The following is a 21808-nucleotide window of genomic DNA, read 5'->3' as shown; positions in this document are numbered from 1 at the left end:
ACGTTATTGGTCCTCCCACGAATTCAATTTAATAAATTTCCTACATAGAACATATTTGGAGGCGGACTGACGATGTAAGCCCTCTAATTGCAAGACATTGCGAATAGAGCTGGGTAAATACTCATCGTATTTAACCTCTAGGATAATTTGGTTTTCTGACAAGGCTCGAACCATACTCAAATCCGGACTGAAAAGATCCGTGCGATGCAAACCACTTTTCAGGTCTTTATCGAAGGTAATGCGAACATTGCCGTGAGTATGAATGTAGGGCTCTCTAACATAGTCTACAATCACCTTGGGACGTAACAATTGATGGGTCATCTCGTTGTGTAATTCCATCAAAAACGGCTTGCTCGGGTTATTCAGTTCCTGATAGTCACCAGCGAGGATGTTGTCTGCCATCTCTCTGGTGAATGACTCTTTGACTTTGGCAATATAGTCCCCGTTCTTAATCTTTTTTTCAAAGTGAATCACCTTGTCTTCTAAATTGTAGATGCGGATTCGATATTTCTTTCGTTGACGTATCCCTCCTAATTTTTCAGCGAGCGCCTTGTTATTGATGTCATCAAAGTATAAGCTGCGAATGTGGTACTCTCCTGTAGGTCCGACGTGCTCATCGCGTTGCATTAGGTGTTTTAGACGCTGCCGGAGCGTGTAATATTGATGATAATTGACAAAGAATTTTAACTCGTGACGATATTGGATCGCTTGGTTCAGGGGACACACCTCATTTCTCCACGTGACAATGTTTAAGTGGTATATTGGCAGTATAATCAAGCTTGCTGAATTCCAATTGAAGATTGCCTGAATGTTTGCTGAAAAATACGTCTAGGGTCGGCAGTTTTATTGACTTAGATTGGCACTCAGGATATGATTCAGGAAACTTTCAGCTTCCGTTCAGTTTGTATTCAACCTATTATTGCATAATTATATAAGGTTCAAATGGGCTGGGTTTTTATAGTAAGCCAGTTTTTTCTTATAGGTTGGAGATAGGTAGGGGATAAGTGATATGCAAAAATTAAAGGGCATTAAAGTACTATTGGTCGATGATGAACCGAATATTTTGCAATTTTTAGAGATGGGTCTTCAAGAGGAAGGGTATGAAGTACAAACTGCTCAAGACGGGATGATGGCGGTAACCCTTGCTAAGCAATTCCAGCCCCATATCATTATTCTTGATGTCATGATGCCTGGTATGGATGGGTTTGAAGTGTGTCGAATGCTCAAAAAGACCGAGAATGTCGCGATCATTATGCTGACGGCAAAGGATGAAGTCGATGACCGAGTGAAAGGACTTATGCTCGGAGCGGATGATTACATGATGAAACCATTTAGCTTTGAGGAATTGCTAGCCCGTATTCAGGCTAGAATACGGAATCAATTCCCTAATCTATTAGGGGAGGTTGAGATAGGAGCCTTTCGAATTGACGATCGGCGCAAAGAAATTCTTTACGAGCAAAGGGTTCTAGAACTCTCAACAACCGAGTATGAGCTGCTTAAATTCTTGGTGCTTAATCATGGCTTGGTCTTAAGCAAAGCGAAAATATTAGATAAGGTATGGAGTTATGACTTTGGCGGGGATGAAAATATCGTTGAAGTGTATATTCGGGCGCTTAGAGAAAAATTAAATGATAAAGAACACCGTCTGATTCGCACCTTGCGTGGAGCGGGATATCGAGTAGACGTGTAATGAAAACAAACTCACTGCGCTTTCAGCTCTTATCTCGTACATTATTGCTTATGGCACTCTTACTGGTGATCATTGGCTTGGTTCAATATGTTTTCATGCGGGGGTTTATCTATCAAAATAAAGCCTCGAGTGTGCAAAGCCAGATTCTATCAATTCCTCCAGATGCCTGGGAAAAATTATTGTGGGAAAACCAAGGTGAAATGCCAAGCCATTCAGAGGAAAAACCATCGGGTAAGGGTTCAAGTCGTGTTCCCTTTTTCGCCTTGCAGGACTCCACGATTATCTTCTATGATATGAATGGAACCTTTTCAGTTCTTTCGAATACTTCTATAAATGCTGAAGCTCCTCCTAAACTAGCTGAACGAGATTATCAAGAAGCCATGCGTTCCAAGTCCAAGCTCACGTATAAAGTCTCCAAACAAGGGTCAGGTAGTGAGCAGTTGATCGTTCTTCAGCCCATTAAGACGAGAGATCAAGTGCTCGGAGTAGTACAAGTAAGTTTGAGTACAAGTTCTTTGAGGGATATTTTAACTCGGCAACTACTGACGTTTTTGTTGATCTCATTGCTTGCTTTGATAGGAGGAGTGTTGGCCTTTATTCCCGTACTGAGGAAAACGTTGGTCCCTTTGTCGAAGATGGTGGATACAGTAGAACAAATCGACGCTGGAAATCTTGCCGAACGCTTGCCGATTGAACAAGGGCAGGTAGAAATCGACCGATTGGCAGACTCCTTTAATGGAATGCTCGAAAGGCTAGAAACCTCCTTTGAAGCGGAAAAAGAGGCCAAAGAACAGATGCGGCGTTTTGTAGCAGATGCCTCTCATGAGCTTCGCACGCCTTTGACCTCGATTCATGGGTTCTTAGAGGTGCTGCTTCGTGGTGCGATGAATCAACCAGATAAGTTGCACAAATCCTTGACGAGCATGTACGCAGAGTCTGAACGCATGAAAAAGTTAGTTCAAGATCTGCTTCTACTAGCAAAGCTGGATCGATCCCCTAATGTTCAGCTCAATGAGGGAGCTTTGGACGAGATCATTAAGGAAATGGCACCGCAGTTGAGGTTTTTAGCAGGAAACCGTAAAGTGAGTTTAAGGCTTACTGGAGATTTGAAATGTCGATTTGACGAAGATAAGATGAAACAAGTTATTTTAAATCTCTTTCATAACGCGGTACAGCATACCGATCCTGAAAAGGGGGATATCCAAATTTCTTTGGAAACTGCTTCAGATGGTGTGGTACTAAGTGTAAGAGATAATGGTTCTGGCATTACACCGGAGCATTTACCTAAGCTATTTGACCGTTTTTACCGAAGTGATTCTTCTAGAACTCGCAAATATGGAGGGGCTGGACTAGGACTTGCCATCACAAAATCGCTCGTGGAGCTTCATGGTGGGACAATTCGAGTAGAAAGTTTGGCAGAGGAAGGAACCGTATTTTACGTATGGCTCCCGCAGTCTTATCCAAGATAATCTCTTTATTTGGTCCAATGTCTGGTTGTAATTCACTATCATTTTCTCACTATCCTATCCACTGAAAACAGGTTGCTCTTGAACTCCGGCGGCTTAAGGAACAACCTTCTGAAGGCATCACCAAGGTCAACATTATCCTTATAAGAAATAAAGAAGGGCAAAATCGCTTAAGATTTTTGCCCTTCTTTTGTAACAATTTCTAAATTCAATGAAATTTAGAGAAACTAACTTAATTGGCTATTAATTGACTGTAACATTTTTGTAGTGGGTAAATCACTAAATTCTTACGTATTCGACATGTATAAGATGATAGAATTTACTATCTCTTGTGTCCAAGGATTTTAAAAGTATCGAAAAACACAATTTCAGTAATACACAATCAAAAGTTGAAGGGTGAATTAACATACGCAATATTAATTGGCGGTCTCCATACCTATATCTAATGCTTGTACCTTTTCTTTGGTCGACTAATTTTATTATCGGCAAACTATTAGTAGATACCGTACCGCCACTGACTATGAGTACGTATCAATGTACCTATTAACCCCGGTAATAGCGGTAGTCCGGTCATAGATAATCAGGCTAAGGCGGTAGGGATTGTCTTTGCCAGTACTAATGTTGATATAAATGGTAAATTAGAGCTTCGGGCCTTAGCAATTCCTATTCAGGTTTTGCCCCTCGGAATATAAACGCTGAATCTGTCTAATTGCTCTTTCTAGTCTGCGTGGAAAGGTTAGATCTTCAGTACTACATACTAAGACCTTCCAGCCATCCTTATTATACTTTTTCAGATCACAAGGATGCTTGGGGTCATGAATACAAATCAGGATATTTTCCACTTGGGCTAGAAATGTCTGCCCCATTAAGCTCTTGTTCCAATAGATAGTGCCTTTTGGAAAGTTGTTGCTTAGAACGTGTTTAAGAAGATTAGCTTGCTTAGGAACTTGCAAGGGACTAAATGCTGGAGAAGTTTTAGAGTGGATGGATGTACCTAAAGCAGGAGCTTTTATAAGTACATCCTGTTCAAGCTCAGTGACAGCCTCAAACTTCGTTTCAGCCTCGGCAAGCGCTTGAGCATCAGCTTTGGCTTGAGTCTCAGCCTGGGCAAGAGCCTCAGCAAGGGCTTGAGCATCAGTTTTGGCTTGGGTTTCAGCCTGTGCAAGAGCCTCAGCAAGGGCTTGAGCATCCGCTTTGGCTTGGGTTTCAGCCTGTGCAAGAGCCTCAGCCAGGGCTTGAGCATCAGCTTTGGCTTGGGTTTCAGCCTGGGCAAGAGCCTCAGCAAGGGCTTGAGCATCAGCTTTGGCTTGGGTTTCAGCCTGTGTAAGAGCCTCAGCAAGGGCTTGAGCATCAGCTTTGGCCTGGGTTTCGGCCCGGGTAAGCGCATCAACTTGGGCAAGAGCCTCAGCAAGGGCTTGAGCATCAGCTTTGGCCTGGGTTTCGGCCCGGGTAAGCGCATCAACTTGGGCAAGAGCCTCAGCAAGGGCTTCAGCATCAGCTTTGGCTTGGGTCTCAGCCTGGGCAAGAGCCTCAGCAAGGGCTTGAGCATCAGCTTTAGCTTGTTTATCAGCCTGGGCAAAAGCATCAGCAAGCGACAGAGTATCAGCTTTCGCTCGTGTTTCAGCTTGGGTAAGCGCGTCAATCCGGGCAAGAGCCTCAGCGAGGGCTTGAGCATCCGCTTTGGCTTTGGTCTCAGCCTTGGCAAGAGCCTCAGCAAGCGCCTGAGCTTCAGCTTTGGCTTGGGTTTCAGCTTTCATTTGCTTAATGTTAGGGTAAGGTATGTTAACAGTGGCAAGAGCAGGGATTGGATTAACAGTGACGAATTGGAAGGGGGATATAGGCTTTTCTGTATAGTTATCGTGAGGTGCTATGTTTTTCTTGAAAGCCTCTTTTTTAGGGGTACAGGTGACCTTCAATATGCTCTCGCGTAACATTCTGTCCATTGTTGGTTGAAATGTTGGTAAGCTATCAATAACACGTGCATCAGGAAGCTGTTGCTCAATGAGTTGTTTAACTATATCCTCTAAGAATTCTGATGGGAGTTCCGGGATCTTTTGCAATGAGGATGTAAGTTTTATGACGGATTGACAACCCTTTTGAAACTCGGCATCTGAATCAACCCCCGTTAATAGGCAGGCAGCAAGAATAGTTTCCATTATTTGATTAGTCCATTCTCGAATTTGGGGATCGTTATGAAAATATGCCTCCAAATTATCCACCTCCAGATTAATACATGTAGATAGGTATGCTTGGCACTTCCGAGGTATGAATACCCGAAGGCACAATCCCACCGACTCGTCGGAATTATGTCAGTGATGCCAACATAATGGTAACTATTATTGCTGCCAAAGCCCAATGCTAGTACTACATGCCAATTGGCACAGATATCCTGAATATGGTCTTGTGGGAGCTATGGATGATAAAGATGCAGAGCGAATAATGGAGCTAGTACCAAATTCAAAATATATAAAAATACCTACGAACCATGTAATTCATGCATTTGAGCCAAAGCAATACATCAACGCTATTGAAGATTTTACATCAGATTTGAAGGAATCCAGCGAAAAACAAATTGAGCGGTAAACATTAGATGTAATTGAAGGTTACTGGCAGGCTCAAACCCTAAACTGCAGAATAAGATAAATACATAATTTATTTGATTTTTGTAATAAGGGGGTGCTACGTGGTGAATTACGAATTTGTTCGTTCATCAATTGAACTTAATCTTTTTTTCCTAAGAATTATGAAAGAGCATCTAATATTTATTGAAGCAGACCTCTCCCAGAGAGATATTCATCTAAGCCATATAATCTCTACACTTAGAAATGAAGCCACTAACCTGCTTAAAGCTACTGTTGCCTTAGCAAATGGTCAGGTTGGTCTCCGCGCCGCCAGTTCTAGTGAATTTATTACTAACTATACTTTAAATGCTGAAAAGGCAACTGAGTTTTTCACAGGAATTATAATTGATAAGGATGTAACAACTGCTGAACTGGCTATCGGTGGTGTTGCTACTTCGAACATTAATCCAGCTTTAGTAGATCAAGTTGTCGCATTGAACAATAGTGCGATAACGGTAACCCAGGCTATTTCGGATTTTAAACAAAGCCTTCTCAAAGACGTATTAACTTGCCAAACCTTTACGCACAGTTACCCTCTTTTAATTGATCATGTAAATAGAGAAGCGCTTTTCTACCTTAAAGCGCTTAAGAAGATCCAAAACAGAGTGCCTTTCAATTTAGTCCGAGAGGCAGTCGAGCAAGAAACCTTTTGGAATCGTATAATGGGTGAACATGCTAAATTTGTACGTGGTCTTCTAGATCCTACTGAAGAGCTGTTGTTTGATAAAGCGCATCGCTTCGGAAAGGAATTTGACCGACTAACGGCTGATGCTATTACTCTCAATGAAAACATGACTAGATTACCCGAAGTGACAAAAAACAGTTTGAGGACCACAAATGCCATTAGGAATTTCAAACAATCTGGCGTTGAAGGTATACTAGGCTGTAAAATTAAAATTACAGCGTTGCCATTGCTTGCTGATCATATACTCAGAGAGGCAAACCACTATCTGAGGATGCTTAACGCATTTAATAGGATTGGATAATAGATTAGGACTTGGCATAGGTAACTAGACCAGGTCCTAATCTATTATCAATTTAATCATTCCGAAGAGGTACGAGTTGTGGCTTATTTGTAGAGCTGGAGCTGCCAGCTTGCTCTGAGCAAATGGGACCATGTGGGAAATGGGCACATTGGTTCTCGGCATCCCTAAGGGGCGAGTTTGGAAGATTTCCCCGCCGTTATGACGCTGAAGTTAGTGTCTTTTTTAATGTGCCGGTTTGGAGGTATTTAGCAACTTTTGCAGAACACTTGGGTTTAGGGAATATGTAAAAAAATCTGAGGAATCTATGACATATCACAATAGGCATTACTACTTATAGCGAATATGGTTAGAAAATTAAAATAATGAGGTGCAAAAATGCCGCAACATGGGAATGAATATTTGCTCTTCGACTGTGGAGAATTAGTAACTGAATATACACAAATGATGATGTTTGGGGTTGTCGTTAATCATGGATCTGCAATCATGAGAAATGGGAAAGCGTATTTAAATGAGTACCATAAATCACTCATACTTCCAGATAATATATCCTTTGTTTCAGGTCATGTATTAAAGCTTACTGCTGAACAGCTATGGAAAGTCGATCAATGGAAAGACGTTCCTCAACTAGAGCGTCTAAAGGGCACAGTTGAGTTGGAGGGTGAATCTGTTGAAGTTTACTATTACTCAACAATAACTTATAACCATGATCATCTTTCTCCTATGGAAAACATTCTTGTTGATGCTGACCTCAATTCAGCCTTAGAAGAATTTATGGAAAAAACGGAAATGAATAAATTAGGATTAAGTGATATCTATCTAATGATTCCTTGTTCACTAAAAGAGTATAGTCAAGGATATCAACAAGATCGAACAATGACTATTGACCAAAACAGTATGGCCTATCATTTTATTACCAGTGTTAAGGAATCAAATGATAAAGAGTTTTCGGATGACTTTATCAAGGGCTTATCTCGAGAAGTATGGGGGATAGTTAATCTTCTTGTTAACGTCAACGAAAAGGTTTACACACAGCCGGCAATAGTCACATTAACAAAGCACACTCTAACTTGTCTGGGTATCTTAATTATTATGATTCCATCAGTAACAGTCCCTGGTCATCATGTTTTATTTAATTTGCGCGCAAATACATTGAGAATACAACATGATGGAGGTTCGCATGGAATACGTGAATGGCTAGAAACGCTGGGGATACGGATATTTGGTACTCCGAGAAGTGTTGTCTTTTCCTCATCCGAAATCCCGGATGAGGAAATCCTTAAAGCTTTAGTTACTGAAGCAACTCCGATGGGAAAAATAATTGGAAGCGAGTTTACATCAATACTAAACACGAACCTTGCACAGTATGATACTGCGAGGGTTCACGCTTCTGAGGTTTGTCTGATTGAGTTAAATAATACAATGGAAGAAAATCATTTAGAGAGAATTTCCAGTCAAGCGATAGAAATTTTTTTTATCGAGCTAATCTTACTGCAAGATGCAGCCATTAGCAGAATAAGCTCAAGAATCAAGCAAGAGCTTGATAATGAGTCTAATAATCCGGGAAAGAACGATTCTTCTCAAATTCTTGATTTGTTAGCATGCGAGACATCACAAGCAGTGCTATTTTTCGATTATAATCAGTTTCTTTTTCCGACTGTCAGGGTAGCTGCAGAGAATATAGCAAACTGTTTTGGGATGAGGAAATTACTGGTCCAACATAATCGTTATAAAGAAATTCTTGAGCAACTTATCAGTATTCATAAATCAAGAACGGAAGAATTGGAAAATAAGACTGTAAATCTGCTCTTGTTAGTACTTGCTATGGCCCAAGTTGTGCCGGTATTCTATGGAATAGTTAAAGCCATAACCCAAGGAGCTTTTCAGACCCAAGACATATTTGTGTCCTTGTATAGTATAGGCATTTGCTTCAGTCTGTGGATATTTTTTACAATATTCAAATGGAAAAGCAAAAGTAAATTTAGAAATAGGAGATTTCCTAATCCATTCAATGCAAATATCCGGAGCTAAACCTTGATGATGACGAGAAGGGGAGAGGACAATGAAGTATTCAGAGGCAAACTTGGGTAGAATTTTCATCTTAAGACTAGAACATGGGGATAAAATACCAGACATTATTGAAGAATTTGCAAAGACACACCAAATTGACTCTGCAATTTTACACTTTCTAGGCGGTGCTGACACATGCAGCAAAGTTGTGGTAGGGCCTGAGGATGGTACTGCCGAGAAGCCACGCAAGATGATTGAAGAATTGTTGGGAACAAGCGAGGCTGTAGGTATTGGAACTTTGTTTATTAACGAAGACAAGGTTCCAAAACTACACCTACACTCCGCTTTTGGGCGGAATAGAGACACGGTTACAGGGTGTACAGGGGAAGGTGTCCTAATCTGGCATATTGGTGAAGTAGTAATTTTTGAACTAAAAAATTCAACAGCACGAAGAAAATAGACCCTGTCACTGGTTTTGAGCTATTGGATTTATAAAAGGCGAGGTTCTTTCACTTTTTATCAAATGAAGTGGTACAATTAAACTTAGGTTTTACATTCAAAAGAGGCAAGGGGAGAACTTGGAAAATGACGATTAAAACTGTTTCAATTATAGGCTTAGGTGCTTTAGGAATATTGTTTGCAAAGCATTTTTCTGAGAAGTTACCCAAAGATGATGTTTGTGTTATTGTAAATGCAAGCCGTAAGCAAAGATATGAGAAGAATGGTATCTATTGTAATGGTGAGCCTTTCGATTTTAATTATGTTTTACCTGAAAGCGAGCAAAAACCTGTAGATTTATTGTTTTTCTGTGTTAAATTTAATCAATTACAGCAGGCGATTGAAGACGCAAGGCATCAAGTTGGAGATCATACAATTATTCTTTCGGCACTTAATGGAATTTCCAGTGAAGAAATTATTGGCAAAACCTTTGGAATGGAGAAAATGCTTTATTGCGTAGCACAAGGGATGGATGCAGTTAAGATTGAAAACAAGTTGACCTACAAGAACATGGGAATGATATGCTTTGGTGAGAAAGAGAATACGGTATGGTCTGAGAAAGTAACTTCTGTGGCAGACTTTTTAAATAACCTTGATTTTCCCTATGAAGTTCCGAAAGATATGGATCATCGGTTGTGGGGGAAATTCATGTTAAATACAGGAGTAAATCAGACAGTAGCAGTATTTTCTACGAATTATGGTGGTATACAAGTAGAAGGTGAGCCTAGAAATGTTATGATCGCTGCGATGAGGGAAGTTATCGCCCTCTCGCAAAAGGTGGGTATAAATTTAGGCGAATCAGATTTAGTCTATTGGTTAAATGTCCTAGCCAAGTTAAATCCGTTGGGTATGCCTTCTATGCGTCAAGATATGGCAGCAAACAGAAATACAGAGGTAGGTCTTTTTTCAGGAACAGTCATCTCCTTGGGAAAACAATATCATGTGCCAACACCGATCAATGAATGGCTCTATCAAAAAGTACAAGAGCTAGAAAAGGACTTTTAGGTAATAAAAACAACCCCACTTCTTAATTGAGGTGGGGTTGTCTAACTCTTTGCTAAATTACGATTCGAGCTTTACCTGTATTTTTGGCTGTATACATTTTCATATCTGCGCTTTCAATAAAGGTGTTGTAATTATTTTCAGTTAATGCTATTAACCCAATGCTCCCAGTTATACTAACTTCAGTCGCTCCAACTTGCCGAATCGACTCAAGAATTCTTTTACAGATCTTATCAGCTTCGGCTACAGTAACACCTGGTGTTTACATATCTAAGAATAGTAATTCTATTAGTTGTTTATTTATTCCAGTTTCAATTATAATAATCAAGTGAAGGCTCAAGTACCAATACTTAATTAGCGACTGATTGCTTGCTGAAAACTAAGCAGTTGAAAAAGCTATTGGATATGAATTGCCAGATTTCAAACGGAGAAAAGAGGATGCCTCGTGTTTTTTGAACCAGGATTCGATGGACAAGAAAAAGAGGATGCAAAGGTATATTGGTTGTTGTTCAAAAAGAATAAGTTTCTTGTCTTAGAAAATGAAGGTAAGTTTGCTTTGCCTGACATTGATCTCTATAAGTTAGAGTTAAATACTGTCCGGAGACAATATATTGGTCAGGTGGACGGGCGCTCTTGTTATGCTGCTGAACTTTCCCCGGATACGGTTATACCAGAAGGTATGTCATTTTGCGACTTGAGGCGGTTACTTGATCAGATTCCGGCCGATTTGTTTTCCTTGGTGGGCAGGGCTAATCAAATTATGCACTGGGATCGTACCCATCAGTACTGTAGCCGGTGCGGAACACAGACAGAAAATAAAAAGGATGAAAGGGCAAAGCTTTGTCCTTCGTGTGGATTTGTCAATTATCCACGGATTTCTCCAGCCATTATCGTGGCTATTACTAGGGGAGACGAAATTTTGTTGGCTAGGGGAATTCGTTTCCAAACTGCTTTTTATAGCGTTTTGGCTGGTTTTGTGGATCCAGGAGAAACATTTGAGGAGTGCGTGCAAAGAGAAGTCGGAGAGGAAGTGGGCCTAAAAGTCAAAAACATAAAATACTTTAGGAGCCAGCCGTGGCCATTCCCCGATTCTCTGATGGTAGGTTTTACTGCTGAGTACGATAGTGGGGATTTAAATATTGATCAAAGAGAAATCTTGGATGCAGGATGGTATACTGCCGATCAACTCCCGCTGATACCTAGCACAGGAAGTATAGCCCGGCAATTAATAGATTGGTTTATCCAACATAAAGGAATCCTCCATAAGCCCCCTAACCATCTCGGCTAAAGTGAGTGGGTTATTCGTCTCTTCCCAATGTCTCTGTTCAGGTAGGCTATAAGATGTCTATAAAGTGCACAAGGTGTGGGATAGATTGATACTACAAGAAGGTGCACTAGGCCATTGGTTGAAAATAAGTAATAGTTATTGTGGGAAGTGATTTGATTAGCTTGCCACTTACCGTTGAAAAGTCATTTAACTTTTATACTACGAGTTACATCCTTTTTTTTCAGCTTGTCCCCTAGGATATATGCTTTCAAAAAGTGAATAATACAAATGAGCGATTGCATTTTGTTAGTTATGAATTGGGGATGCAATTCTATGCAACTTAAATTACAATGAGAAGGTAAATAATAATCAAGGTTTTGAAAGGGATGATTAAATATGAGTATTAAAGAAGATGTACTGAAAGCAATGAGAGATGCAGGAAAACCTGTGAGTGCGGGAGAAATTGAGAAATTAACCGGACTGGACCGTAAGGAAATTGATAATGCCTTTAAAGAATTGAAAAAGGAAAATACAATTATTTCTCCTGTGCGATGCAAATGGCAACCTTCTAACTGAATATAATCTTGTCCGATTTTTTTAAAATAAGATGATATGAAATAAACTCCTGTTGTAGATCATATTTGTAATCAACGACAGGAGTCTATATTTTTAGGATATTTCTATACATAAATCTACTCCCCCGAGAAGCTAGCCGGTGAAAGTGTTCAAATACGCATAAAGAAATAGACAATCATTAAGATTTCAGCGCTTAATTTTAAAATTGTTCCACCGAGGATACCGACGAGAGTGCCAAATCCGACCCGAATTGCTTGATTTATTTCTATACCACGCACCAATTCAGCCACAACAGCACCTAGGAAGGGACCAATTATGATACCCAATGGTCCGAAGAAAATCAAGCCAAGGATTGTGCCGATGATTGCACCCCAGGCTGCTTGTTTACTGCCATTAAAGCGCCGTGTTCCTGCAGCAGAAGCAAGAAAATCCACGGAAAAAACTAAAACTAGTACTAATGCTTGTAAGAGATAGAAATTTGCATCTAGTGTTGCGAACTTCGTCATGAAACCATAGAGAAGCATGCCACCGTAAATGAGGATGGCACCAGGTAGTACCGGCAGTATAGTTCCCAATAGACCTGCAACAAAGAGGATGATCGTTAGAATTAAAGCTGTCGTCTCCAAAATTAAGCGCCTCCTTTAATAGGCAGATAGAAGGTAACGACTATTATTCTTTCAATACTCAATAGGCTCAGGTTTTCCTTCCGATGGAAACCAGATTTTGGGCTAAGTTGGTAATATTGTTGAGTGACGCAGTAAGTTCAGCTATTTCGATGACTTGCTGTTCGCTGACTATACTCTGTTGCTTTATGGAGTCAACAAAAAGATCTATCGATTCCCTAACCCTTTGAATATCTTTTTCGATTGCCGTCGATGCCGTATTAGTAGTATCCGCCAATTGGCGAACCTCATTCGCTACAATTCTGAAGCCTAGCCCATGTTCTGCTGCCCGCGCCGCCTCAATCGATGCATTGATACCTAGAATCTTACTTTTAGCAGAAATGTGCGTAATACTTTTTAAAACTCCGGCCATGTGCTCAATTTTATGACGTACTTGCTCTGTAGCATTGTCCATGCTCTTAGCATTTGCTGCAACTTCTTCACTTTCGGCTGAAAGGTTCTGCGCGTAAGCATATGCGGTTTCCGTTGCCTCTAGAAGTTGCTCACCCATAGCTAAGAGTGAATCAAACTGCTCGGTGGAAATCACTACTGACATCGCGCCTTTGATCAGACCCTCATCTCTAATCGGTGCAGCGATTGACACATAAGGAATTTTGAATCGAGTCAGATCATTAACCTTGACAACCACGCGTTCCCCAGAATGGAGAGCTTTATAAGCGCCTGATTGTTGATATTTTTCCATTAAATCGCCTTGACGGACTCCAATGTCCAGATCAGGATGAAAGGAGGTAACCAATACTTTCTCCTTGTCTATTACGAACACTGAGACGGGTTGTTCATACCACTCTTGCAGTTCAGGGGCTAATGCAATTGCATGTTCCAATTTCACTACATCCATCTCTCCTCTACCTAAACCAGATATTTAAAAGCTCTTTGCAACGTTAACAGTTGAATACCACCAATGCAGTGTAACAATACAGAGTACAATACAAAAAACTTAGCTATAGACCGACAGGAAGCCGTAAAAATATTGAATATTTTGATAACATTATATAGATTCTGCATTCTGGCAAATATTCCTGCTTTACCCTTAATTTTTATCTGACAAATATGAATGGAATGAAAAATAAGAGGAGTTTGAATGGTGAATTTATGCATTTTGAGCTGGTAGTCAGGCAAATTGTAGTAGTCACTAGCCAATAAGTATATACTATACTTAATTACTGCTGAGGTGTGGAACAGTTTAGGGTTATAATTAAATTAAAGGGAGACTGATTGTGACATGAATTTCGAACAAATTTACTATGCTAATAGCCAACACAAGGAGCATTTCTTGGAGCTTTTAACACAAAAAAAATCAAATGAGTCTGGCTATTATTCAGCTTATTACATACTGACTTCAACCAAGGAAATCTGGTCCGCAACAAAAAGACATACCACTTTAGAAAAAATCAATTTTGATAAAATCTTAGAACAGGGTTTTGCGAGAAATCATAAAGCGCTTATTTTGCTTGCTCAACATCTGTTCATGGCCAGTACTAGTTTTGACTTGGATCATGCTTTGGAAAGCTGGGACCAAATCAGTTACAGCGTAGCTTTGCAAGCCATTAAACTAAGGTGGACTCTTTCGCGTGAAAGTATGGAGGACTTTTTAGAGTAAAACTGAGGCAATAATACTTAGCACTTTGAAACCACAATCCTTATACAGGGATCGTGGTTTTTTTCTTCGAAGTGAATAAAGACTAGGACATTGGTGTACCCTCTATTATTACCTATGTTGATTTATTGAAGAATGAAACGGATCAGGTAAAGGCAAAAGAATACCTAGAAGTACTTGACCAGAAGTCGCAACGGTTAAAAGTATTAACTGATGATTTGTTTGAAGCAGCTAAGGCCTCCAGTGAAACTATACCGGTAAACTTTGAAAAAATCGATATTGTATCTTTAATAACCCAAGGCTTAGGTGAACTTGATGATAAACTACAAGAGAGTAAGTTAGAATTTAAGCTTAGTCATCCTACCGATAAAGTTTTCATCAAAGCTGACGGAAAATTGTTGTGGAGAGCTGTCGAGAATCTGTTATCCAATATCTTTAAATATGCGCTTGCAGGTTCAAGAGTCTATATTGACATTATAGATTTAGGCACCGGGGTAACGCTCATCATAAAAAATATCTCGGCCTATGAACTCAATATTTCTTCTGATGAGCTAATGGGGCGTGGATTGACTTTTCATTTTCAGGGCCACTCAAAAGGTATGAACCCATCCAGGGGAGAGATGTCGCTTATGCTATGTCAAAACGGCCTTAGAGGAAAGGGCGGGTACTTATGTTTATAGTTCAAATGAAATAGGCAAAAGAAGTGGTTAATAACAAAGGGCATAGTAATAATGCGACTCACATCTGATGAACGAGGCAAAAAATACTATAGACCTTACTTAACGTTTGACAAAACAAATTTTAGATTATACTATTTAATATAATACTCTTGTATACCTGTATATATAACGATGATTTTAATTAAGAGGCATTATTAAGTCAGCAAAAACCTAATATGGTTTGGTGGAGGAAAGAGAATGAGTGACTTAAGCAACTACAAAGAATCATTGGTTAGCTGCGTGGAGCAGTTAGACGAAGAAAATTCAATAAGACTGGCCAAGGAAGCCTTAAATGAAGGGATTGACCCTATATATCTGCTCGATTTAATGAATGAAGGAATGAAGAGGGTAGGTAAACTTTATGATTGTAGAGACTATTTTATTGCCGACTTGATCATGGCGGGACTGATTTTTAGACAAGTTTTGGAACTAGAGGAAATGACTGATTTTTTTCATAGAACCTATGATAAGAAGTCGGGGAAAATCGTGATTGGAACTGTCAAAGGAGATATACATGACATTGGGAAAGACATTTTTAGATATATGCTAGAAGCATATGGCTTTGATGTGATTGATCTTGGAGTTGATGTATCGAGAGAAATCTTTGTGAAAAATGTAGAAAAACATAATCCTGACATTTTGGCGCTAAGTGGTGTATTAACCAGCACCGTAGATGAAATGAAAGAAGTCGTAAATTCTATGTTTGAAGCACATCTAAGGGATAAAGTTAAGATCATTATTGGTGCCAATCATCTCACACAAGATGCCTTTAGGTTCATTGGAGCGGATGGCTTTGCTACGGATGCATCGGTTGGGGCTAAATTGTGTAGGGAATGGGTAAATGCTGGTAATGAGCAAGGAGTAGAAGGGAATGGCTGATCCGGTTTATATCAGAATTGTTGAAGATATTAAGAAAAAGGTAAACAGCGCAGTATTAAAACCAGGTGATACCGTTCCCCCAGAAGCCGCACTTTGTAAAGAATATGGTGTTAGCCGAATGACGGTCAGAAAAGGTCTGGCTATTTTGGCAAGTGAAGGATATATCTTTTCAGTTCCTGGTAAAGGAAGCTACGTCCAAAAACCGGAAGTTAACAAATATACGTTACATTATGATGAGATGAATAACCCTATTAACAGTGTTGATAAAGCAAGATTATTGGAAGTAACGATTATCATGCCTGACGAAAAGTTAGCAGATGAGTTGCAAATTACTAGAAATAAGCATGTTATTATGATTCGCAGGTTATTCTATACAGATGGAAGCCCTATAGCTTATGATGTTAAATATTTGCTTTATAGCAAAGGTATGCCTATTGTTGAAAAGGAAATTGAACAGGCTACATTCCAAGAAATGGTATCCAGTAGTATGCCCATTTTTGCATTAAAGAAAAAAATCAGTATTAGTGCTCAGATACCTAGCCCAGATATTAAGCGGTATCTTAATATTTACGATGAACTTGCCTTATTGGTTGTTGAGCAGAAACTCTACAACAATGAAAACAAGCCAATTGGCATAGGTGTGACTAGTTATAGGGGAGACTATATAAAATTGCAGGGTAGAAGTAATTAAGCTATTTCTGCTTTAACTGACAAGTTCAGCCTAAGTCCGAAGCAGAGCGTTTTAATGACACAAGGGGAGGGATCTTTTTGGACTATCATAAAGTGGTTTTTCAACCTGGTGACGTATTAGCAGAAGTGGCGGAGGGTAGCACCCTAAAGGAAGCCATGAATGATGTGGGCTTAGAGTTTGATTTCCTCTGCGGTGGTAGAGGAACATGCGGAAAATGTCGGGTCAAGATTTCTCAGGGATTGACGACATCGGTTACCAGAGAACAAGAAATGCTTCAGGGTAAAGAGTTAGACGAAGGTATTCGTTTAGCGTGCTTGACTACTGTACATCGTGACTTAATAGTAGAGCTGCCAAACCAAAAAAAACTTGCTCACAACATCTTAATAGCGTCTGAGGAAAGGGCGTTCCAAATAGCGCCTCAACTCCGCAAAGTATTTATTGAAGTTGATAAGCCTTCGCGTGAGAATCAGAGTTCTGATTGGCGTCGCCTAAAGGAAAGTTTAGTTAAACAAGGGTATCAGGATCGTGAATTAGAGTCAGTGGTCTCTGTTTTAAGACAGATGCCAGATATCCTTAGAGGGGCCAATAACCGTATTACTGCTGTTATGTATGAAAGTACAGTAGCTGGAATCGAACCACAGGATTCCACGAAAATGATGCTTGGAATGGCTTTCGATATCGGAACGACTACTATTGTGGGTTATTTACTCGATCTTTATTCTGGAAAAGAGTTAAGTGTGGTTTCTACCCTTAATCCCCAGACTGCGTTTGGGGCAGATGTTATTTCTCGGCTCACCTTTGCGAACCATGAAGAAAACGGTCTAATAAAACTCCAGAGTGCTGTAGTTGAGGCCATTAATAAGCTAGTTGTCGAAGTGGCACAAAAGGCTTCTGTTTTCAGTAACCAAATCTATGGGATTTCTATCGCAGGGAACACGTGTATGCATCATATCTTTCTGGGCATAAATCCTCAGAGTATTGCGGTATCCCCTTATGTACCAGCCCTCAGTGAGCCTTTGGTATTAGATGCTTCGGAACTCAAGATTAGCATCAATCAGGCTGGGAAAGTGTTCATGCTACCTAATATTGCCGGTTTTCTGGGGGCCGACACAGTAGCGGTGTTGTTGGCCACCGAGTTAGACCGCAGTGAAGATATTAAGCTCGTAATAGATATTGGTACTAATGGTGAGATTGCGCTTGGCTCAAAAGAAAAGATGGTTGCTTGTTCGGCTGCTGCAGGCCCGGCCTTTGAAGGGGCTCAGATCAGTAGTGGGATGAGGGGCGCCGTTGGGGCAATAGACCATGTGTATTATCGGGACAAGCTTGAGTATTCCGTAATTGGGGGAGAAAAACCCTTAGGAGTGTGCGGTTCTGCTTTACTTGATACGGTCGCAGGGTTGGTGGAACTCGGTATTCTTAATAAGAGAGGGAAATTCTTGGAATTCGAGCAACTGACTAATCCTGCGGCCCAAAGGTTTAAGGAAAATCTCATACAGTATGAGGGGCAAGGAGCATTTTTGCTTGCTGAAGCAGATTCAACCGGTCACGGCAGACCTATTATGATTACCCAAAGTGATATCAGGGAACTTCAGATGGCCAAAGGAGCTATGGCGGCAGGGGTTAGAGTTCTAATGGAGACCTATGGTATCCAAGCCCAAGATATTAAAGAGGTTCTCTTAGCTGGGGCCTTTGGAAACTATTTGACCCCGCATAGCGCCTGTGTCATAGGATTGATTCCCCTTGAACTGGAAAGTAAAATTAAAATGATCGGTAATGCAGCTGGTACTGGAGCTAAATTAGCATTGCTTTCTTCAGATGAATTCTGTAGAGCGAGGGATATCGCTAACCTTGTCAAATTTGTCGAATTGGGCAGTTACCCTAGATTCAATAGTATTTTCGGTGAATGCACATATTTTAACATTGAATAGCCAGAAAAAATGGATGCGTATAAGTAAAGAAAGCACTGGACTGATTAAAATGTTCAGTGCTTCTTTTTTATTCCTGGCTGTGTCTGATCTCGATAGCTCTATTCGAGTCTTGATTATTGGGACACTTAAGCTACGATGCCAAGCAAATAGTTTTCAGGAAATTTCCTAAATGATGACAGATTTCTAAAGAAAGGGATTGTGAAAAAGAATATTTGACAAAATAATTGAATATTGATAATATAATGCCATAAGACATGTATATACAGGAATAGCTATGACATCAAAGGAGGAAACTTAAATGATTATCATTGGCGAAAAAATAAATGGAACCATACCAAGTGTCAAAAAGGCCATAGAGCAAAAGGACGAAGAATTCATTAGAAATCTTGCCTTAATGCAGGCTGAGGCAGGCGCTGATTATCTTGACATATGTGCAAGTACTGCACCAGATGTCGAAGTAGAAACTCTAATATGGCTTATGGACATCGTTCAGAACGCAGTGGATACACCGTTGTGTATCGATAGTCCAAATCCACATGTTATTGAAAAGGTTTTCCCGTATGCTAAACGCCCTGGGTTGATTAACTCCGTTTCTGAAGAAGGTGGAAAATGCGAAATAATCTACCCGATCATTAAAGGGACAAAATGGGAAGTTATTGCACTGACGTGTGATAGTAGGGGTATTCCGAAAGACATTCAGACAAGGGTAGACATTACAAAAGTTATGGTTGAAAAGGCTCTAACTTATGATATTACCCCTGATAGGATCCACATTGACCCTCTTGTGATGGCGCTATCTGCAGATAATCAATCTCTATTAAACTTTGTCGAGACCTTAAAAGAAGTGAAAACCTTATATCCTACTATTAAAGTAACTTCTGGGCTAAGCAATATATCTTTCGGAATGCCTTTAAGAAAAGTGGTTAATCAACACTTCTTAACCCTTGCAATCAATGCGGGTATGGATTCTGCCATCTTGGATCCCTGTAGTCGGGATATGGTGACGACACTGTATGTTACAGATGCGTTACTGGGAAAAGATCGCTTTTGTAGAAATTACTTGAATGCTTACCGCAAAAATAAGGTCGGCCCTCTAAAGGTTGAGGCGTAATGCGCGTAATTTGTTAGATTGCCCTGACTAGTCGGATAAAACAGGTTATCAAGTCAAATAATATTCAATAATTTATTAAGATTTGAGGAGGTTTAATTATGCTCGATTTACAGGTATTAACTCAAGCGGTAGGAGATCTCGATGAAAAAGCTATTTTAACTATGATCAATGATTTTGTAGCTACAAACCCTAGTGGTGAAGATGCCCAAAAGATTGTTTTTGCCTGCCAGCAAGGTATGGCGATCGTCGGAGAGCTGTTTGAAAAGAACGAATACTACGTTGGAGACTTGATTTTTGCCGGAGAATTACTATCCAAGACCATTGAATTACTAAAACCTGTGTTAACTGGTGTTGCCTCGCAAAAAGTTGGTTCTATTGTTATTGGTACTGTTGAGGGAGACTTGCACGATATTGGGAAGAATATTTTCGGTAGTATGGCAGAAGCCGCAGGCTTTGAGGTGTACGACTTAGGAATTGACGTATCGCCCAGCGCGTTTGTCGAGAAGGTGAAAGAAGTTAAACCACAAATCATTGGGATGAGTGGCGTTCTGACCCTTGCTATTGATTCCATGAAAAAGATAGTTAATGCCCTAAACGAAGCAGGTCTAAGAGACAGTGTAAAAATAATTATTGGTGGGAATCCTGTTAATGAAGACGCTTGTAAGCAAATCGGTGCGGATGCTTTCACGACAAACGCAGCTGAAGGGCTGAAAACTTGTCAAGGGTGGGTGGAATAATATGGCAGATGGCGTAGCTATGACGAATGAACGGAATCAGATCTTCCGCGATCTATTTAGCGGAAAAACTCCCAAAAGAGTACCGATCAGCAACCCAGCAACTCAAGATTTTGCTATTCAATACGCTGGTTTGGACCTAGCTGAATGTCAATGGGATTTAACAAAGTTAGAGCCCGTTTATGATAAGTTCTGTCAAGATTTCTATACCGACACTTATCCTGGTGGTTCTATCCGAATTCCCTCACACTATCAAATTCTTGGGTCAACCCCTATTGTCATGAGTTCTAGCGGATTCATGCAGCATCCTGAAGTCGTGGGCTTGTTGGCTGAGGAATATGACCAGTTTATCGCATCCCCTTATGATTGTATTGTTGAAACAGTTTTGCCACGTTTATACACTGGCTTTAACGGGGAGCCCGGTAAAGTGGCAATGACATTAGCTAAAGCGATGCGGGCTCAATCTGATGACTTGGCATACCTCGGATCGATTAGAGCAAAACTGAATGCAAAATATGGCTATGCAACCATGATCGGTGCCTTAACTGAAGCTCCATTTGATTTTATGGCAGACTTCCTTAGAAGTTTTAAAGGAATTTCGGGTGATGTCAGGCGATATCCGGATAAGATAGTGGCAGCCTGCGAAGCGGTATTACCACTGATGATTAAGAAAGGGACTCTCCCGAATCCTTCGATGTTAGGCTATACATTTATTCCGCTGCACATGGCTCCCTATTTGCGGGATAAAGATTTTGCAACCTTATACTGGCCAACCTTTAAAAAGTTAGTCGAGACATTGGCTGGAATGGGCCAAAATGTCCAACTGTTTGTGGAACACGACTGGATGAGATACCTCGACTATCTGTATGAATTACCGGAAAACACAATTATGAGGTTTGAATATGGAGATGCCAAACTTGTTAAGGAAAAACTGGGCAAAAAACACATTATTTCTGGATTCTATCCTGTGACTATGTTACAAACGGGAACTAAGCAACAGTGTGTAGATAAGGCCAAAGAATTATTGGACATTCTTGCCCCAGGAGGAAGGTATTGGTGGCAAGCGGATAAGAGCATTATACATTTGGAAGCCAATGGTCCAGTTGTAGAAAATCTTAGAGCTGTCTTGGAGTATGTTCATGAAAACGGAACCTACTAATACTGGGGGGAGAGGATAAAATGGATTCGAAATATTATGAGACTTGGGAAGAATATTTAGCAGAGCACCCGGAATTAGAGGGAAAGCCTACACATGCAATCGCCCCAAAAATCGAAAAGTATGAAGATGCAATGTTTACCTTTATCATGGATTTATTATTGTAAGTCAAGCTAGTTTTCAGGCGCTGAATCATA

At 40.3% G+C, this 21808-nt stretch carries 22 protein-coding genes and 2 pseudogenes; 19 read left to right on the top strand and 5 right to left on the bottom strand.

The genetic code is table 11. The features are described from left to right. Positions 1-3: 3 nt before the first annotated feature. A complete protein-coding gene (locus ACYQ3Q_RS07785) occupies positions 4-726 on the bottom strand; it encodes a polyphosphate polymerase domain-containing protein (protein ID WP_459928037.1) in 723 nt (240 codons plus the stop codon). A 283-nt stretch (positions 727-1009) separates the two neighbouring features. Here ACYQ3Q_RS07785 and ACYQ3Q_RS07780 point away from each other — a divergent pair, with 283 nt between their 5' ends. The 3 genes from ACYQ3Q_RS07780 to ACYQ3Q_RS07770 all read left to right on the top strand — a co-directional run bounded on the left by ACYQ3Q_RS07780 (position 1010) and on the right by ACYQ3Q_RS07770 (position 3848). After that, a complete protein-coding gene (locus ACYQ3Q_RS07780; protein ID WP_034142663.1) occupies positions 1010-1690 on the top strand; it encodes a response regulator transcription factor in 681 nt (226 codons plus the stop codon). Beyond that, entirely contained in the window at positions 1690-3159 is a 1470-nt protein-coding gene (locus tag ACYQ3Q_RS07775; protein WP_459928036.1) for a sensor histidine kinase, read from the top strand. Before ACYQ3Q_RS07780 ends, ACYQ3Q_RS07775 begins: the two co-directional genes overlap by 1 nt. 527 nt (positions 3160-3686) lie before the next feature. Then, positions 3687-3848, top strand: a complete 162-nt coding sequence (locus tag ACYQ3Q_RS07770) for a trypsin-like serine protease (protein WP_459928315.1) — start codon at positions 3687-3689, stop codon at positions 3846-3848. Here the strand turns inward: ACYQ3Q_RS07770 and ACYQ3Q_RS07765 are convergent. Continuing rightward, positions 3810-5366 carry a hypothetical protein gene (locus ACYQ3Q_RS07765; RefSeq protein ID WP_459928035.1) on the bottom strand — a complete coding sequence of 519 codons (1557 nt, stop codon included), beginning with the start codon at positions 5364-5366 and terminating at the stop codon, positions 3810-3812. The genes ACYQ3Q_RS07770 and ACYQ3Q_RS07765 overlap by 39 nt on opposite strands. 145 nt (positions 5367-5511) lie before the next feature. Between ACYQ3Q_RS07765 and ACYQ3Q_RS07760 the strand changes: the two genes are divergently transcribed. The 5 genes from ACYQ3Q_RS07760 to ACYQ3Q_RS07740 all read left to right on the top strand — a co-directional run bounded on the left by ACYQ3Q_RS07760 (position 5512) and on the right by ACYQ3Q_RS07740 (position 10273). After that, positions 5512-5739, top strand: a complete 228-nt coding sequence (locus ACYQ3Q_RS07760; RefSeq protein ID WP_459928034.1) for a hypothetical protein — start codon at positions 5512-5514, stop codon at positions 5737-5739. A 100-nt stretch (positions 5740-5839) separates the two neighbouring features. Continuing rightward, the gene (locus ACYQ3Q_RS07755; protein WP_459928033.1) at positions 5840-6763 is read left to right on the top strand and encodes a DUF2935 domain-containing protein; all 924 of its coding nucleotides are present in this window, start codon (positions 5840-5842) and stop codon (positions 6761-6763) included. Positions 6764-7246: 483 nt separating this feature from the next. Beyond that, positions 7247-8791 carry a hypothetical protein gene (locus ACYQ3Q_RS07750; RefSeq protein WP_459928032.1) on the top strand — a complete coding sequence of 515 codons (1545 nt, stop codon included), beginning with the start codon at positions 7247-7249 and terminating at the stop codon, positions 8789-8791. 31 nt (positions 8792-8822) lie between these two features. Further along, positions 8823-9230, top strand: a complete 408-nt coding sequence (locus tag ACYQ3Q_RS07745; protein WP_459928031.1) for a PPC domain-containing DNA-binding protein — start codon at positions 8823-8825, stop codon at positions 9228-9230. 125 nt (positions 9231-9355) lie between these two features. Then, positions 9356-10273 (top strand): ketopantoate reductase family protein, encoded by a 918-nt coding sequence (locus tag ACYQ3Q_RS07740; RefSeq protein WP_459928030.1) that lies wholly within the window; start codon positions 9356-9358, stop codon positions 10271-10273. A 52-nt stretch (positions 10274-10325) separates the two neighbouring features. Here the strand turns inward: ACYQ3Q_RS07740 and ACYQ3Q_RS07735 are convergent. Next, positions 10326-10502, bottom strand: a pseudogene (locus ACYQ3Q_RS07735) (GGDEF domain-containing protein); the annotation flags it as partial. 213 nt (positions 10503-10715) lie between these two features. Between ACYQ3Q_RS07735 and nudC the strand changes: the two are divergent. Both nudC and ACYQ3Q_RS07725 read left to right on the top strand, forming a co-directional pair. Beyond that, complete coding sequence (gene nudC / locus ACYQ3Q_RS07730; protein WP_459928029.1) at positions 10716-11558, top strand: NAD(+) diphosphatase; 843 nt, start codon at positions 10716-10718, stop codon at positions 11556-11558. A gap of 375 nt (positions 11559-11933) precedes the next feature. Beyond that, positions 11934-12113, top strand: a complete 180-nt coding sequence (locus ACYQ3Q_RS07725; protein ID WP_034144444.1) for a transcriptional regulator — start codon at positions 11934-11936, stop codon at positions 12111-12113. A gap of 149 nt (positions 12114-12262) precedes the next feature. Here the strand turns inward: ACYQ3Q_RS07725 and ACYQ3Q_RS07720 are convergent, their stop codons facing one another. Together ACYQ3Q_RS07720 and ACYQ3Q_RS07715 are read right to left on the bottom strand one after the other, a co-directional pair. Beyond that, a complete protein-coding gene (locus tag ACYQ3Q_RS07720) occupies positions 12263-12739 on the bottom strand; it encodes a DUF456 domain-containing protein (RefSeq protein ID WP_459928028.1) in 477 nt (158 codons plus the stop codon). Between the two features lie 67 nt (positions 12740-12806). Next, positions 12807-13625: a methyl-accepting chemotaxis protein gene (locus tag ACYQ3Q_RS07715; RefSeq protein WP_459928027.1), complete on the bottom strand. Its 819-nt coding sequence runs from the start codon at positions 13623-13625 to the stop codon at positions 12807-12809. A gap of 393 nt (positions 13626-14018) precedes the next feature. On the opposite strand from ACYQ3Q_RS07715, the gene ACYQ3Q_RS07710 reads away from it, so the two are divergent. The 9 genes and pseudogenes from ACYQ3Q_RS07710 (at position 14019) to ACYQ3Q_RS07670 (ending at position 21778) form a co-directional block, all read left to right on the top strand. Then, positions 14019-14396, top strand: a complete 378-nt coding sequence (locus ACYQ3Q_RS07710) for a hypothetical protein (RefSeq protein WP_459928026.1) — start codon at positions 14019-14021, stop codon at positions 14394-14396. 86 nt (positions 14397-14482) lie between these two features. Further along, positions 14483-14956 (top strand): annotated as a pseudogene (locus ACYQ3Q_RS07705) (sensor histidine kinase); the annotation flags it as partial. Between the two features lie 354 nt (positions 14957-15310). Then, positions 15311-15991, top strand: coding sequence for a cobalamin B12-binding domain-containing protein (locus tag ACYQ3Q_RS07700; RefSeq protein ID WP_459928025.1), 681 nt, complete (start codon positions 15311-15313; stop codon positions 15989-15991). Further along, a complete protein-coding gene (locus ACYQ3Q_RS07695; protein WP_459928024.1) occupies positions 15984-16682 on the top strand; it encodes a GntR family transcriptional regulator in 699 nt (232 codons plus the stop codon). Before ACYQ3Q_RS07700 ends, ACYQ3Q_RS07695 begins: the two co-directional genes overlap by 8 nt. Positions 16683-16759: 77 nt before the next feature. Continuing rightward, a complete protein-coding gene (locus tag ACYQ3Q_RS07690) occupies positions 16760-18610 on the top strand; it encodes an ASKHA domain-containing protein (protein WP_459928023.1) in 1851 nt (616 codons plus the stop codon). A 298-nt stretch (positions 18611-18908) separates the two neighbouring features. Next, the gene (locus ACYQ3Q_RS07685) at positions 18909-19721 is read left to right on the top strand and encodes a methyltetrahydrofolate cobalamin methyltransferase (protein WP_459928022.1); all 813 of its coding nucleotides are present in this window, start codon (positions 18909-18911) and stop codon (positions 19719-19721) included. A gap of 98 nt (positions 19722-19819) precedes the next feature. Further along, positions 19820-20458 (top strand): cobalamin B12-binding domain-containing protein, encoded by a 639-nt coding sequence (locus ACYQ3Q_RS07680; protein ID WP_459928021.1) that lies wholly within the window; start codon positions 19820-19822, stop codon positions 20456-20458. A 1-nt stretch (position 20459) separates the two neighbouring features. Beyond that, on the top strand, positions 20460-21614 hold the full coding sequence (locus tag ACYQ3Q_RS07675; protein WP_459928020.1) for a uroporphyrinogen decarboxylase/cobalamine-independent methonine synthase family protein: 1155 nt from the start codon (positions 20460-20462) through the stop codon (positions 21612-21614). A gap of 20 nt (positions 21615-21634) precedes the next feature. Beyond that, positions 21635-21778 (top strand): hypothetical protein, encoded by a 144-nt coding sequence (locus tag ACYQ3Q_RS07670; protein ID WP_459928019.1) that lies wholly within the window; start codon positions 21635-21637, stop codon positions 21776-21778. Positions 21779-21808: the final 30 nt, after the last annotated feature.

It is taken from the genome of Desulfosporosinus burensis, assembly GCF_054657535.1.
This window is presented reverse-complemented; position numbering and strand designations above follow the sequence as displayed.